Annotated in this window: 12 protein-coding genes; all 12 read right to left on the bottom strand. The window is 64.0% G+C overall.

Annotation, left to right across the window (positions count from 1 at the left end; all coding sequences use genetic code 11):
* Window positions 1-9 precede the first annotated feature (9 nt).
* The 12 genes from recN to murD all read right to left on the bottom strand — a co-directional run bounded on the left by recN (window position 10) and on the right by murD (window position 15,520).
* Complete coding sequence (gene recN, locus NKI38_RS11435; protein ID WP_352657503.1) at window positions 10-1,683, bottom strand: DNA repair protein RecN; 1,674 nt, start codon at window positions 1,681-1,683, stop codon at window positions 10-12.
* A 226-nt stretch (window positions 1,684-1,909) separates the two neighbouring features.
* Complete coding sequence (locus NKI38_RS11430) at window positions 1,910-2,779, bottom strand: outer membrane protein assembly factor BamD (protein WP_013530965.1); 870 nt, start codon at window positions 2,777-2,779, stop codon at window positions 1,910-1,912.
* 262 nt (window positions 2,780-3,041) lie between these two features.
* The gene (gene lpxC / locus NKI38_RS11425) at window positions 3,042-3,992 is read right to left on the bottom strand and encodes a UDP-3-O-acyl-N-acetylglucosamine deacetylase (protein ID WP_352631683.1); all 951 of its coding nucleotides are present in this window, start codon (window positions 3,990-3,992) and stop codon (window positions 3,042-3,044) included.
* 275 nt (window positions 3,993-4,267) lie between these two features.
* Complete coding sequence (gene ftsZ, locus NKI38_RS11420) at window positions 4,268-5,947, bottom strand: cell division protein FtsZ (RefSeq protein WP_352657500.1); 1,680 nt, start codon at window positions 5,945-5,947, stop codon at window positions 4,268-4,270.
* 66 nt (window positions 5,948-6,013) lie between these two features.
* Window positions 6,014-7,321, bottom strand: coding sequence for a cell division protein FtsA (gene ftsA / locus NKI38_RS11415; protein WP_352631679.1), 1,308 nt, complete (start codon window positions 7,319-7,321; stop codon window positions 6,014-6,016).
* Complete coding sequence (locus NKI38_RS11410) at window positions 7,318-8,259, bottom strand: cell division protein FtsQ/DivIB (protein WP_352657497.1); 942 nt, start codon at window positions 8,257-8,259, stop codon at window positions 7,318-7,320. Before NKI38_RS11410 ends, ftsA begins: the two co-directional genes overlap by 4 nt.
* Complete coding sequence (locus tag NKI38_RS11405) at window positions 8,247-9,173, bottom strand: D-alanine--D-alanine ligase (protein WP_352657495.1); 927 nt, start codon at window positions 9,171-9,173, stop codon at window positions 8,247-8,249. The genes NKI38_RS11410 and NKI38_RS11405 overlap by 13 nt, the downstream gene beginning before the upstream one ends.
* Window positions 9,174-9,474: 301 nt before the next feature.
* Window positions 9,475-10,440, bottom strand: a complete 966-nt coding sequence (murB, locus tag NKI38_RS11400; protein WP_352657492.1) for a UDP-N-acetylmuramate dehydrogenase — start codon at window positions 10,438-10,440, stop codon at window positions 9,475-9,477.
* Window positions 10,437-11,843 carry a UDP-N-acetylmuramate--L-alanine ligase gene (gene murC, locus NKI38_RS11395; protein WP_352657489.1) on the bottom strand — a complete coding sequence of 469 codons (1,407 nt, stop codon included), beginning with the start codon at window positions 11,841-11,843 and terminating at the stop codon, window positions 10,437-10,439. Before murC ends, murB begins: the two co-directional genes overlap by 4 nt.
* A complete protein-coding gene (gene murG / locus NKI38_RS11390) occupies window positions 11,840-12,967 on the bottom strand; it encodes an undecaprenyldiphospho-muramoylpentapeptide beta-N-acetylglucosaminyltransferase (RefSeq protein WP_352657486.1) in 1,128 nt (375 codons plus the stop codon). Before murG ends, murC begins: the two co-directional genes overlap by 4 nt.
* A 1-nt stretch (window position 12,968) precedes the next feature.
* Window positions 12,969-14,120: a putative lipid II flippase FtsW gene (ftsW, locus tag NKI38_RS11385; RefSeq protein WP_292189153.1), complete on the bottom strand. Its 1,152-nt coding sequence runs from the start codon at window positions 14,118-14,120 to the stop codon at window positions 12,969-12,971.
* Window positions 14,120-15,520, bottom strand: coding sequence for a UDP-N-acetylmuramoyl-L-alanine--D-glutamate ligase (murD, locus tag NKI38_RS11380; RefSeq protein ID WP_352657483.1), 1,401 nt, complete (start codon window positions 15,518-15,520; stop codon window positions 14,120-14,122). Before murD ends, ftsW begins: the two co-directional genes overlap by 1 nt.

Genomic DNA, 15,520 nt, shown 5'->3' with positions numbered 1-15,520 from the left:
GTATCGCCGTCAGGAAGCGCCGGTGTTCTCGCGCAGTAGCCGTTCGGCGGCGGCACGTGCCTCGTCGGTGATGGTGGCGCCGGCCAGCATGCGCGCGATCTCTTCCTGCCGCGCCGGCCGGTCCATCTCGGCAATGCCGGTGGCGACACGGTCGGTGGTGCCGGATTTGGAGATCAGGAAATGCGTCGCCGCGCGCGCCGCCACTTGCGGCGCGTGCGTCACCGACAGCACCTGAACGCGCTTCGAAAGCCGGGCCAGCCGCTGGCCGATGGCGTCCGCCACGGCGCCGCCCACCCCGGTGTCGATTTCATCGAAGACCAGCGTCGGCGCCGAGCCACGGTCGGCAAGCGCCACCTTCAGCGCCAAAAGGAAGCGCGACAGCTCGCCCCCGGAAGCCACCTTCATCATCGGCCCGGGCCGCGTGCCTGGATTGGTGCGCACCCAGAATTCGATCTGGTCGATGCCCTCTTCCATGCGGCTCTCGGCCTCGCTTTTCATTTCCACGATAAAGGCGGCGCGTTCGAGCTTCAGCGCCGGCAATTCCGCCATGACCGCCTTCGTCAGGCCGACGGCCGCCGCATGACGAAGCGAGGATAGCTGCGCGGCGGCGATGTCGTAGGTCTCGCGCGCCGCGGCGGCCTGCTTTTCCAGCCCGTGCAGGCGCTCCTCGCCGGCATCGAGATCGGCGAGATCGGCAACCATCGTGTCGCGCAGCTGCGCCAGGTCGTCGACGGCAACGCTGTGCTTACGCGAGGCCGCACGCAGCGAAAACAGCCGCTCCTCCGCCCTCTCCAGCCGCTGCGGATCATATTCGGTGGCGCGCAATGCTGCCTCGACACCCGATTGCGCCGCGTCGAGCGACAGCATCGCCTCATCGAGCGACTTGACCACGTCGTCGAGCAGGCCGGGCGCCTCCGTCACCTTGCGCTGCAGCCGGCGCAGCAGGCTGGCCAGCTGCGGCAGGGGCGAGGACGGACCAGACAGCACATCCTGCGCATCATGGATTTCGGAGGCGATCTTCTCCACCCGCATCATCGACGCGCGCAATTCGGCGAGATCGGTCTCCTCACCCGGCTGCGGATCGAGCTTCGTCAGTTCCGCGACCGCGGCGCGCAGATAGTCGGCCTCGCGCGCGGCCGCCGCCACCTTGGCGCGGTGTCGCGACAGCTCCTGCTCGCAGGCGCGCCAGTGCCGCCATGCTTCGCCCGTCGAGCGAACAGCGCCGAGATGGCCGCCGAAAGCGTCGAGCACCTCGCGGTGCGCGCCGGGATCGACCAAAGCGCGTTCATCGTGCTGGCCATGGATCTCGACCAGCGCCCGCCCGACATCGCGCATCAAGGTGACGCTTGAAGGCTGATCGTTGACGAAGACGCGGGTGCGGCCATCCGCCGTCTGCAAGCGGCGCAGGATGATGTCGCCGTCATCCTCGATGGCGTTGTCGGCGAGCAAGGTGCGGGCCGGATGGTTGCGCGGCACGTCGAAGACCGCGATGACCTGGCCTTGCGCCGCGCCATGGCGCACCAGCGATGCGTCACCGCGCGCGCCAAGCGCCAGCGACAGGGCATCGAGCAGGATGGATTTGCCGGCGCCTGTTTCGCCGGTCAGCACGGAAAGACCCGGCTGGAAGTCGATATCCAGCTTCTCGATCAGGACGATATCGCGGATCGACAGTCTGGAGAGCATCAGAACCCGAATCTAGAACGGCACGCGACCATTCGCAGTCGCAGCGCCGCACTATCTTTTTGTTTGAGCACCGGATCAATCCGAAAAAGCGCTACACACGCTTCGGTCCGAATGACTCCAAGCAGGTTCCGCAAAAGTGCCGCGCGGTTTTGCGACAAGAACCTGCGACAAACCAGGAAGACCAAGCGGACGGCGCGTAGGCGAAGTCCGCGACGTCTGCTTCGGATCAGGCGCCGGTGATCATCTTCCCGGCCTTGGATATCCACGACCCGGCATTTTCGCGCGGTGCAAGCCCATTGCTCTGCAACAGCTTGTAGGAATCCTTGTACCACGAGCTGTCGGGGTAGTTGGTACCGAGCACCGCGGCGGCGGTCTGCGCCTCGGAGGTCAGGCCCATCGCGTAATAGCTTTCGGTCAGGCGAGCGAGCGCCTCCTCGACATGGCGCGTGTTGGAATAGTTCTCGACCACGGTGCGGAAGCGCTTGACGGCGGCGATGTACTCACGGCGCTCGAGATAGTAGCGGCCGATCTGCATTTCCTTGCCGGCCAGCTGATCGTTGGCGAAGCGGATCTTTTCCTTGGCGTCGTCGACATATTCCGAGGTCGGCCAGCGCGTCACCAGATCCTGCATCGTCTGAACGGTCTGGCGCGCTTCCTTCTGGTCCTGCGTCACGTCCTTGATCTGGCGGTAGTAGCTCAAGCCGATGATGTACTGCGCATAAGCAGCGTCATCGGTCGACGGATAGAGCGTCAGATAGCGCTTGGCCGAGCCGATCGCCTCGTCGTAATTGCCCTGACGATAATCGGCGAAAGCGCCCATCACCATCGATTTGCGGGCCCACTCCGAATAGGGATGCTGGCGGTCGACCGCGTCGAACTTGCGGCTCGCCTCTTGCAGGCGTCCGGCGTTGAGATTGGCAAGGCCCTGATTGTAGAGAACATCGGCCGGTTCGGTCTGGTCGACGTAGGTCGACAGGTCGATATCTTTCTCCGACGACATGCAGGCTGACAGGAAGAGCGATGGAACAACCACCGAAAGCGCCAGGAAAACAGCCCTCTGCGGCGCTTTCAATTGACCGACTCGCTTGAAGAACATGATTGGATTCCGCCCTTTCGGCGTTATTTTAATGTCCGCTGCACGCCATTGTCTCAAAACTGGTCCCCACTTTTGAGCGCCATGCACTAATCGACGGCAGCAGCCATAGACCATTACCGCCTTGCCCGGCAACGCTATCTCCGGCCAATCGCGCATTTTTGTGGCGGCCGGACACAGCTTGAACATCCGTGCAATTTCACCGACGGATGGTGCATTCCTGCAACACTGGCCGGCTATCATGGAATACGAAAAAATAAGAAAATCAGATCATCCAGGGCGCGTAGAGCGGCGCGTTGACAGCGTTCATCTCGGCGCTGCGGCCACGTTCCCGGCGTGTCGTCTCGACGATTTCGAACGCGGTGCGATCCGACAGCAAGCGGCGCAGTGCCGCGGCATTCATCCTGTGGCCACCGCGATAGGAGCGGAAGCAGCCGATGAAGCGGGCGCCGGCCAAGGCCAGGTCGCCCATGGCGTCCAGCGTCTTGTGGCGCACGAATTCGTTGGGATAGCGCAGGCCGCCCATGTTGATGACGCGGTTGTCGTCACCGATCACCAGCGAATTCTCCAGCGAGGAGCCGAGCGCGTAGCCGGCGGCCCACAACCGCTCGACGTCCTTCATGAAACCGAAGGTGCGGGCGCGCGCAATGTCGCGGCGGAAAATATCGGCATTGAGGTCGGACGCGAACAGCTGACGGCCGATTGCCGGGCTTTCGAAGTCGATCTCGATCTCGAAACGGGTGCCGTCATAGGGCCTGAACTCTGCCCACGAGGCGCCATTCTCGATACGGACCGGCTTGATGACCCTGATGTAGCGCCGTTTGACCAACAGCGTCTCGATGCCCGCCTGGTCGATGGCCTCGACAAACGCCATGGCGCTGCCATCGAAGATCGGAACCTCGGAACCATCGATCTCGATGGCGACATTGTCGATACCGAGCCCGAGCAACGCAGCCATGATGTGCTCGACCGTGGCGATGTGCTCGCCGGCGGGATCACCAAGCATGGTGCACAGGTCGGTGGCGCCGACCTCCGAGACCAAGGCCCGGAACTCGCGGCCCTGCTCCGCACCGCTGAAAAGCTGAAAAACGATGCCGGTGTCGGCATCCGCCGGCATGAAGCTGATGGAAACTTCCTTGCCGCTGTGGACGCCGGTGCCGGTAAGCGACGCGCGCGTCTTCAATGTCGTCTGATAGTCGTGCAAGACAATCCCCATAAGCCCGTAATGCCTAGGTCCGCTTCTCCAGCCCGAGGGCGCGGCTCTTGTGTGAATCGGCAAGCAGGGCGACTTCCCCCGAAATCCTGGCAAACCGACGATGGTAGGCGGCGAAGATAATGTCCCGTCGGGGAGACTCCAAATCACGGTTTCTTACTCTGTGTAACCGCAAACTAGAATGGGCACGACTTGGTAAGTGCTTGAAATTACACCCCTCTTAACAGGCAAGCGATCCCTCGCTTGCCTGTTAACAAATGTTACAGTCCGTTTACCAATCAGTTGGCCTGGCGGCGCAGGAACGCCGGAATCTCCAGCTGATCGTCTTCCTGAGTCGCCCTCACCTGCGGTGTCAGGCGGCCCTGATCGTCGAGCTGACCACGACGCGGCGCGTAGAGCTGCGCATCCTGGCTGGCGAGACGGCGCACTTCGGGTGCGGCCTGGCGCAGCTTGGGTTCGCGCGGCTGCGCCGGCTGGAGCCGTGCAGGCTCTTCTTCGCGACGGGTCAGGCCGTTGGTCAGGCGCTTCAGCAGGCCCATCGGCCCGCTGTTGTTTTCGTGGTCGGCTGGGCGGCTCTTGGCATCCACCTCGGCCTTGACGACGGGCGGAAAGTCCTCGACGCGCGGCATACGCTGCGGCGCCATGGCAACCGGCTGCGGGGCTTCGCGCAGCATCTCGCGCGGCTGCGGAGCCGGCTGCATCTGCTGGACCACCGGCTGCGGCATCGGCTGTGCTGGCGGCGCCTGGAAGATCTTGCTCTGCGGGCGGAAATCTTCAGCGTGAGCAACCGGAGCCGGGCGCGCCTGAGCCATGGCCGCGGCATTGGCTTCGGCCAGTTGGATGGCTTCGGCAACCGGGTCAGCGGCGCGCGGTTCGTACATGGTCTGCTGGACCGGCACTGGGCGACTTTCCACCGCGGCAACGGCCGGGCGGCTGACCGGCTTCGGCGGCGCTGTGCGGATCGAGATCGGCGCAGCAGCGATTTCAGCCGCCGACTTGTCGATGCCGGTGGCAACCACCGAGACGCGGATGACGCCTTCGAGTTCCTCGTCGAAGGTAGCGCCCAGGATGATGTTGGCGTCCTGGTCGACTTCCTCGCGGATACGGGTCGCCGCTTCGTCGACTTCGAACAGCGTCAGGTCGCGGCCGCCCGTGATCGAGATCAGCAGGCCCTTGGCGCCCTTCATCGAGGTCTCGTCGAGCAGCGGGTTGGCAATCGCCGCTTCGGCGGCGGCCATCGCGCGGCCCTCGCCCGAAGCTTCGCCGGTGCCCATCATCGCCTTGCCCATCTCGCGCATGACGGAGCGCACGTCGGCGAAGTCGAGATTGATCAGGCCTTCCTTGACCATCAGGTCGGTGATGCAGGCAACACCGGAATAGAGCACCTGGTCGGCCATGGCGAAGGCGTCGGCGAAGGTGGTCTTGTCATTGGCCAGCCGGAACAGGTTCTGGTTGGGGATGACGATCAGCGTATCGACGCACTTCTGCAGTTCCTCGATGCCGAAGTCCGCTGTCTTCATGCGGCGCTGGCCTTCGAAATGGAACGGCTTGGTGACGACGCCGACGGTGAGGATGCCCTTTTCGCGCGCTGCGCGGGCAACGACCGGAGCAGCACCGGTGCCGGTGCCGCCGCCCATGCCGGCGGTGACGAAGCACATATGGGTGTTGGTCAGGTGATCGAGGATCTCGTCGATGCACTCTTCCGCCGCCGCACGGCCGACTTCCGGCTGCGAGCCGGCGCCGAGGCCTTCGGTGACATGCGCGCCGAGCTGGATCAGGCGGCCTGCCTTCGACATGGTCAGCGCCTGCGCGTCGGTGTTGGCCACCACGAACTCGACACCGCGCAAACCGGCGGTGATCATGTTGTTGACGGCATTGCCGCCGCCGCCGCCGACACCGAACACGGTGATGCGCGGCTTAAGCTCGGTGATGTCCGGCTTTTGCAGATTGATGGTCATTGTCTCCGTCCTTTGCCTTTCACGCCGCTTCGCCGCCGCGGCCGCCTATGGGGCTGTCCCCGTCAATTAGAAACTGTCTCTCAACCACTGACTCATGCGATGCAGTTTTCCGCCCGTTCCGGTCATTCTGAGACCGGAAATTCCTTTCGCCGGATGGCTCTCGAAACTCGCCATCTGCGGATAGATCAGAAGCCCCACCGCGGCCGAGAAGGCCGGCCCCTTCGCCGCTTCCGGCAGGCCGGCCACGCCGAGCGGACGGCCGATACGCACATTACGTCCCAGGATGCGGCGCGCTGCCTCCGGCAGGCCGGCAAGCTGGCTGGCGCCGCCAGTGAGCACCACACGCTTGCCCACCGCATTGCCGTAGCCGGACTTGTTCAGCCGATCGCGCAGCAGTTCCAGCGTCTCATCGATGCGGGCGCGCACGATGCGCGTCATCACCGAGCGCGGGATCTGCAAAGGCACGTCGCCATCGTCGCCGATCGGTTGGATCGAGACCAGGTCACGGTCGTCTGCACTGCCCGGCAGTGCCGAGCCATGCATCACCTTCAGCCGTTCGGCGGCGTCGAGCGAGGTCGAAAGTCCCTTGGCCATATCCAGCGTGACATGGTTGCCGCCGATGGCGATGGCATCGCCATGGACGAACTTGCCTTCCGAAAACACCGAGATCGTGGTCGTGCCGCCACCCATGTCGATGCAGGCCGCGCCCATTTCCAGTTCGTCGTCGACCAGCGCCGCCAACCCGCTGGCATAGGGCGTCGCCACCATGCGCTCGACCGACAGATGCGAACGGTTGATGGAAAGCTCCAGGTTGCGCATCGGAGCGGCGTCGCCGGTCAGCACATGCATGTCGACGCCGAGTGCGTCGCCGACCATGCCGCGCGGATCGCGCACGCCGCGTTCCGCATCCAGCGAGAAGCCGACGGGCAGCGAATGGATCACCTCGCGCTCGGCCTTCAGCGCCTGCTTGGCGCCGGCACCGAGAACGCGCTTGATGTCGGCCTCGTCGGCCTCGTGGCCGCCAAGGTTGATGGTTGCCGAGAAGGCTTCGCTCTTCAGCCGGCCGGCGGTCATGTTGACGATCAGCGAATCGACCGTCAGCCCAGCCATACGCTCGGCCGCATCGACGGAAAGGCGGATGGCATGCTCGGCGCGGTCGAGATCGACGACGACGCCCGACTTCACGCCTTGCGATTTCTGATGGCCGATGCCGATCACCTGGATCCGGTGCGAGCGGCCACGCAGCAGCTTGCCGTCATCGCTCGGCTTCAGCCTGGCCACCATGCAGCAGACCTTGCTCGAACCGACATCCAGCACCGTCAGGGTGCCGGACCGGCGCGACGAGGCATCGCCATGACCGCCAAGCCAGCTCATATCTTCGTCTCCGGCTTGCGCTTCAGGCTCTTGGGTTTTTCGTTGAGTGCGGCTTCGCGCTGCGTCGCCGCCTCGGGCGTCAACTGCACGACCAGCCGGTCGGTCAGGCGCATGTCGACGGCGGCGATATCGCGCGACAACAAGCCCTTGTCGTGGTCCATCTTGACGAGTTCGGCGAGCGCCTGATCCTCATCGTCCTCGGGAAGCTTGACGGTGATGCCATTGTCCAGCTTCAGGTCCCAGCGCCGCTCACCGACGCGGATGTAGCCTTTGATCCGGTTCGCCAGCTCGGGATATTTTTCGATCTTGGCCAGGAAGCCGGGAGCGCTCGCCGGCGCGCCGGTGCCGATCAGCAGAGGCAAAAGCACCTGCTTGCCGCCCGAGAACGGCGCGATCACGGCGCCATCCTTCTCGATGACGGACAGCTCGTCGCCCTGCTGCCAGAGCGCGAAGGGCGCGCGCTCCTCGACACGCACTTCCAGAGTGTGCGGATAAACTTTGCGCACCGCCGCGACCTCGATCCACGGCAAGGTGTCGATACGCTCCCGCGCGGCCTCGGCGTCGAAGCCGATCAGCGATGTCCAGCCGTCGAGTTCGAGCCTGTCGAGGATATCGATCTCCGAGGTCTGGCGATTGCCGACCACCTTGACCTGATCGACGGCAAAGCCGGTGCGGGCAGTGATGCTCTGTACGATGCCGTCGACATGGCCGCCGAGATAAGCGCCATAGGCGCTGCTCGAGGCGATCAGCACGGCCGACATCATGGCTGCGGAAAAGCGTGGTGCCTGGAATTCCCCGACACCGAGGCGCGCCAGAATGCGCACCGGGCGGCGAAGCATACGCGGCAGCACGAAATGGCCTGATGACAACGGCAGGCCGAACAGCGTCGGTTCGGCCGCGCCCCTCTCCCTACCTTGTCCCCATTTCAACGCAGACACGAAGCGTCCTCCACCATCCAACTCAACAGATCGCCAAACGAGTGCCCGGCCTGGGCGGCGATTTCAGGCACCAAAGACGTCGGAGTCATACCCGGCTGGGTGTTGACCTCGAGCCAGACAATCTCGCCGTTTTCGGAATGCCGATCGTCATAACGGAAGTCCGATCGGGAAACGCCCCGACAGCCGATCGCTTGGTGAGCCTTGAGCGCCAGTGTTTGTATTTTTTGGTAAATATTCGGTGAAACTTTTGCGGGGCATTCGTGCTTTGATCCCCCGGCGACATATTTTGAATCATAGTCGTAGAAGGAATGGCCGGTCGGGATGATCTCACAGACCCCCAGCGCCACATCGCCCATTACCGCGCAGGTCAGCTCACGACCGTGGATATAGCGCTCGACCATGACGGTATCGCCATATTTCCATTCGGACGAACCGATCACCTGCGGCGGATGCGACTGGCCTTCATGCACGATGACGACGCCGAAGCTCGAACCCTCATTGACCGGCTTGACCACATAGGGCGGCCTCATCGGATGCTTGCTCTGAATGGCGAAGCGGCTGGCAACCTTCGATTCGGCGACCGGGACGCCGACCGATTTGGCAACCCGCTTGGCCTGCTCCTTGTTCATGGCCAGAGCCGAGGCGAGCACGCCGGAATGGGTGTAGGGAATGCCAAGATACTCGAGAATGCCCTGGACGGTACCATCCTCGCCAAAAGGGCCATGCAGCGCATTGAAGACAACATCGGGCTTGAGTTCGGCAAGCACGGAGCCGACATCGCGCCCGACATCGACGCGCGTGACATGATAGCCTTCCTTCTCGAGCTCATCGGAACAAGCCTTTCCCGAAGACAGAGACACGGGCCGCTCGGACGAAAACCCACCCAGCAGGACGGCCACATGCTTGCTCTTCATTCCCCGGCATCCCCTCTCACGGCGGACCAAAAACCAAGATTTTCCGCAACATTGAGTCCGAGTCTCCCAGCAGGTTGCCCCCCAGACGGAAAACGCGGGTAACGCGTCGAACGACTCAAATCAGAAAACGCTTTCGAGCAGAGAATCAGAGAGTTGATTCACTGGCAAGTGCTTACGATTCCGAGAGATTCACTTTCTGAGAAAATGGATACGAAAAGCGTGTCGTTGAGTCTTCGGGGCAACGGTTGCGGGCCGTTTTGGCACCGTCGAACTTCATGTGTCACATGAAGTTCGAAGCGGGCTAAAGAAGCTGCCCGAGAAACTCCTGCACAGCATGTCCCGGCCGGAAATTGCCGATGCGCTTGATTTCCCATTGCAGCCGGATACCGGAATTCTCCAGCACCCGCGTGCGCACCGTCTCGCCGAGATATTCAAGGTCGTAGCCGGTCGCGGTTCCCGTGTTGATCATGAAGTTGCAATGCATCGGCGACATCTGCGCGCCGCCGATCATCAGGCCGCGGCAGCCTGCCTTGTCGATCTCCTTCCAGGCTGACGTGCCTTCGGGATTCTTGAAGGTCGAGCCGCCTGTCTTCTCGCGGATCGGCTGCACGGTCTCGCGATGGTTCTGCACGGCATCCATCGCCGCCTTGATCGCGGCCTTGTCCTCGGCAAAGCCTTCGAACACGGCCGAGGTGAAGATAAGCCCAGCAGGTGCTGCTGAATGACGATAGGCGTAGCCCATATCGGCATTGCTCAGCGTCTGCACATTGCCCTTGCGGTCGAGCGCGCGCACCTCGACGACGCGCTCGCGCGTCTCGACGCCATTGGCACCGGCATTCATCCGCAGTGCGCCGCCGATGGCGCCGGGAATGCCGTGATAGAAATGAAAGCCGCCAATGCCCGCCTCGAGCGCCACCGCGGCGACGCGCTTGTCGGGCGTGGCCGCGCCAGCCTTGATCCTGATTGGCGAAATGACTTCCGCTTCGCCAAAACCCTTGGCCGAAAGCCTGATGACAAAGCCCGAAATGCCGCCGTCACGGACCAGAAGGTTCGAGCCGACGCCGACGATGGTCAGCGGTATTTCCTCCGGAACGGCTTTGAGGAACGCGGCGAGGTCCTCCTCGTCCGCCGGCTGGAACAGAGCTTCCGCCAGGCCACCCGCACGGAACCAGGTGATCTTGTCCATCTCGGCATTCGGCGTGACGCGCCCGCGCAGGCCGGCAAGCCGGTCGCCAAGTCTGTCGATCAGGGCCTGGCCGTGCATCATGAGACGGTCCCGCCAAGCTCCTTGGGCAACGCATAGGCCCATTGGGTGATGTTGCCGGCGCCCAGGAAGACGACGAAGTCGCCTGACTTGGCCAGATCGCGGATGATGGGCGCAATCGCTGCCGGTCCTTCGATGTAGCGCGCGTCGCGATGGCCGCCGGCGCGGATGCGCGACACCAGCGCGTCCGAGCTGACGCCGTCGATCGGCTCCTCGCCGGCTGCGTAGACCGGCGCCACCATCACCGTGTCGGCGTCGTTGAAGCAGGCGGAAAACTCGTTGAACAGATCATGCAGCCGGGTGAAGCGATGCGGCTGCGCAATGGCGATGACGCGACCCTTGGTGGCACTGCGCGCCGCCTTCAGCACCGCCGATATCTCGACTGGATGGTGGCCGTAATCGTCGAACACATCGACACCGTTCCAGGAGCCGGTATGGGTGAAGCGGCGCTTGACGCCGGCGAAAGACGACAGGCCCTTCTTGATCGCCTCGGCCGACAGGCCAAGCTCATGCGCGACGGCGATCGCGGCGGTCGCGTTGGAGACGTTGTGACGGCCGGGCATCGGCAGGCGCAGGCCTGCTATGGTCGTCTGGCCGCCGGTCTTGCGGTCGCGGATTACCACGTCGAATTCCGAAATGGCGCCCGCCATGCGGTGGTTGGTGAAGCGCACATCGGCCTGCGCGTTCTCGCCATAGGTGACGATGCGGCGGTCCTCGATACGGCTGACCAGCGCCTGCACTTCCGGATGATCGGTGCACATCACGCCAAAACCGTAGAACGGCACGTTCTCGACGAACTGGCGGAACGCTTCGCGCACCTTGTCGAAGCTGCCATAGTGATCGAGATGCTCGGGATCGATGTTGGTGACGACCGCGATCTCGGCCGGCAGCCTGAGGAAGGTGCCGTCGCTCTCGTCGGCCTCGACCACCATCCACTCGCCGTCGCCCATGCGCGCGTTGGTGCCATAGGCATTGATGATGCCGCCATTGATGACTGTCGGATCGAGCCCGCCGGCGTCGAGCAAGGTCGCCACCATCGAGGTCGTCGTCGTCTTGCCATGCGTGCCGCCGATCGCCACCGCCTGGCGGAAGCGCATCAGTTCGGCCAGCATCTCTGCCCGGCGCACGATCGGCAGCAGCTTTTCGCGCGCGGCCTTGAGTTCCGGATTCGACTTCTTGATCGCCGTCGAGACGACCACCACCTCGGCATCGCCGAGATTTTCGGCCTTGTGGCCGACGAAGCATTCGATGCCCTTGTCGCGAAGCCGCTGCACATTGGCGCTTTCGGCCTGGTCGGACCCTTGCACCTTGTAGCCGAGATTGTGCAGCACTTCGGCAATGCCGCTCATGCCGATGCCGCCAATGCCGATGAAATGCACAAGGCCGATGGTCTGCGGCATCTTCATGCGTGCGTCCCCTTCCTGAAATCCGAAACGGTTTTTTTGGACGCAATAGCCTCTGTGAGATCGGCGAGCAACCGTGCCGCGTTCGGCCGGCCGGCCGATTTTGCGCCCGCCGCCATCGCCACAAGCCGCTCAGGCTGGTCCATCAGCCCGTCGAGGAGCGCTGCGATGCGTTCGGGTGAAAGCGAGGATTGCGGGTGCACTTCGCCGCCGCCGCCGGCGGCAAGGGCCGCCGCGTTCGCCGCCTGGTCGTGATCGAGCGCGTAGGGATAAGGCACCAGCAGCGCCGGCCGGCCGATGACGGCGATCTCGGAGACGGTCGAAGCGCCTGAGCGCGAGATCACCAGATGCGCGGCCGCCATGCGCAGCGCCATGTCGGTGAAGAAGGGTGAGACCTCGGCGGCGACGCCGAGTGCCGCATAGGCCGCCTTGACCCGCGCCACGTCGTCCGCGCGCGCCTGCTGCGTGATTACCAGCCGCTTGCGCTGGGCATCGGAAAGCAGCGCGATTGCCCCCGGCACGGCATCGGAAAAGAATTGGGCGCCCTGGCTGCCGCCGAACACCAGCAGGCGGAACGGCTGTTCCCCGGCCGACGCCGCGTAAGCCGTCTTGGCCGCTTCCAGCACGGCAGGCCTGACTGGATTGCCCGTCGTCACCGTCTTGGTGCCGGCGGCACTGGTGTCCTGCGGCAGGAAGCCACCGGCGATCGCATCGACACGACCGGCCAGCGCCCGATTGGCGCGCCCCATCACCGCGTTCTGCTCGTGGATCAGCGTCGGCACCTTGCGCCGTGTCGCCGCGTAGAGCGGCGGCAAGGTCGGATAACCGCCGAAGCCAACGACGGCATCCGGCTTGATCCTGGCGATGATGGCGGAAGCCTGGCGCACGCCGCGCCAGATTTTCCAGAAAGCGCCAAGCACGGCAAAAGGATTTTTCGAACCCATCGTCGCCGACTGGATCGGATGAATGGCTGCCGCCGGAAAATGACCGGCGAACCGCTCGGCACGATCGTCGGTCGCCAGATGCACCGACCAGCCGCGCTCGTTCAGCTCATGCGCCAGCGCCTCGGCCGGGAAAAGATGCCCACCGGTTCCGCCCGCTGCGAGAAGGATGACGCCTCTGGCCATATTACTCCGCCGGGACGGCGCGTTGCGACAGGCCAAAGCCCATCTGCTTGCGCTTTTCCGGCCGCTTGCGTGTCAGCGCCAGCACCATGCCCATCGAGATGGCGATGGCGATCTGCGAGGAGCCGCCATAGGAGATGAACGGCAGCGTCATGCCCTTGGCCGGGACAAGTTGCAGGTTGACGCACATGTTGATGACGGCCTGCAGGCCGAAGACGGTGACAAGGCCGCCGACCGCATAGCGGGTGAAATCGTCATGCTCCTTCAGCGCCGTGTTGAGGCCGCGCAGCACGATGAAGGCGAAGATCGACATGATGAAGAAGCACATGATCAGCCCGAACTCTTCGCCGGCGACCGAGAAGACGAAGTCGGCATGGCTGTCGGGAATGACCCGCTTGACGGTGCCCTCGCCCGGCCCGACGCCGAACCAGCCGCCATTGATCAGCGCCTCGCGTCCCATGTCGACCTGGAACGTGTCGCCTTCGCCGGTAAGGAACTTGTCGATGCGCAAGGCAACGTGCGGAAACACCGTATAGGCGGCAAAGACACCGCCGACGCCAGCAGCACCAAGCGCCACGATCCACAGCCATGGCAGCCCGGCCATGAAGAACATGATACCCCAGGTGCCGGTCGTCAGCATGGTCTGGCCGAGGTCCGGTTGCGCCACCAGCAGCGACACGACCAGCACCAGCAACAGCATGGCGAACAGATTGCCCGGAATGTCGGGCTGGCGCTTGTGCTCGGCAAACAGCCAGGCGCACATGATGACGAAGGCGGGCTTGAGGAATTCCGAAGGCTGGATCGACAGGCCGGCGAGCGACACCCAGCGACGCGCGCCCTTCACCTCGACGCCGATGTAGAGCACCGCCACCATCAGCACCAGCATCAGGCACAGCATGATCAATGCCATGCGCCGGATTTCCCTGGAATCGAGGAAGGAAACGGCCAGCATGACGCCTAGCGCCGGCACGGTGAAGATGATCTGCCTTGTGGCGAAGTGGAAACTGTCGAGACCGATGCGTTCGGCCACCGCCGGGCTGGCGGCAAAGGACAGCACGATGCCAAGCCCCATCAGCGAAAGGAACGCCGCCAGGAACCAGCGATCGATCGTCCACCACCAGGTCGCAACCGGGCTTTTGTCGAGACGGCTTTGCATTATCGTGCCCCTCCGATGGGTTTCACGCCCTCGATAGCATTCGCAGCTTGCCTGAAGGCTTCGCCGCGGACTTCGAAATTCTTGAACTGGTCGAAACTGGCGCAGGCCGGCGACAACAGCACCACCGCCTCGCCGCTGTCGTCCTGGGCCGCATCATGCGCGGCGTGCGCGACCGCCGCGGCCAGCGTCCCTGAAATCTCGTAGGGCACGGCCTCACCCAGCGTCGCGGAAAAGGCAGGCGCGGCCTCGCCAATCAGATAGGCCTTGGCGATGCGTGGGAAGAAACCGCGCAAAGGCTCGATGCCGCCTTCCTTGGGCAGGCCGCCGGCAATCCAGTAGATGCGCGCAAAGCTCGACAGCGCCGGTGCCGCCGCATCGGCATTGGTCGCCTTGGAATCGTTGATGAAAAGCACATGGTTCTTGCGGCCGACCTGCTCCATGCGGTGCGCGAGGCCGGGAAAACTTTCCAGCCCGGACTGAATCTCGCCAAGCTCCAGTCCGACCTTGAGGCAGGCCGCGACCGCTGCCAGCGCATTTTGCGCATTGTGCTGGCCACGAAGCGAGCCGATGCCTTCGAGGAAGGCGACCCGGCTGTAGCGGCCGTGCACCGCCTCCATCAGATCGCTGCCGTCGGCGAAATAGCCGTCGGTCAGCGGCAGCCGCTTGGAAATGCGGATGACATGCCGCCCCGCCCGCTCCAGCCGCTCGGCGATCTGCGCGCACCAGGGATCATCGATGCCGATGATCGCCGTCTCACTGCCAGCCACCAGCCGCTCCTTGATCGTGGCGTAGTGCTGCATGGTGCCATGACGGTCGAGATGGTCTGGCGTCAGATTGAGCAGGATGCCGGCCGTCGGGTTGATCGAGGGCGCGAGGTCGATCTGGTAGGATGAGCATTCGACCACATAGTGCCGATCGGGCTGCGGCGGATCGAGCGTCATCACCGCGCGGCCGATATTGCCGCCCATCTGCGTGTCGCGCCCCGCGGCCTTTAGAATATGCGCGGTCAGCGCGGTCGTCGTCGACTTGCCGTTGGTGCCGGTGATGGCAATGAAGGGCGACGTCGGCGCACTGAGCATCCGCTCGCGGCAGAAAAGCTCGATGTCGCCGATGATCTCGACGCCGGAGCCACGCGCCAGCTCCACCGTCCAATGCGGCTTGGGATGTGTCAGCGGCACACCGGGCGACAGCACGAAAGCCGAGAATTTTGCCCAATCGACCCCGCGCAAATCGCCGGTTGCGATACCGGCGGCGGCCGCCTTGGCGACGCTTTCGGGATTGTCGTCCCAGGCCAGCACGTCCGCTCCGCCGGCGATCAGCGCGCGCGCCGTCGCGATCCCCGAGCCACCGAGCCCGAAGAGCGAAACGCGCTTGTTTGAAAAGGATGCGGCGGGGATCAA

This window comes from Mesorhizobium sp. M0621, assembly GCF_040320745.1.
Classification (GTDB): Bacteria; Pseudomonadota; Alphaproteobacteria; order Rhizobiales; family Rhizobiaceae; genus Mesorhizobium.
Note: the sequence above shows the minus strand (reverse complement) of the source record. Positions and strands in the feature narration are given on the sequence as shown.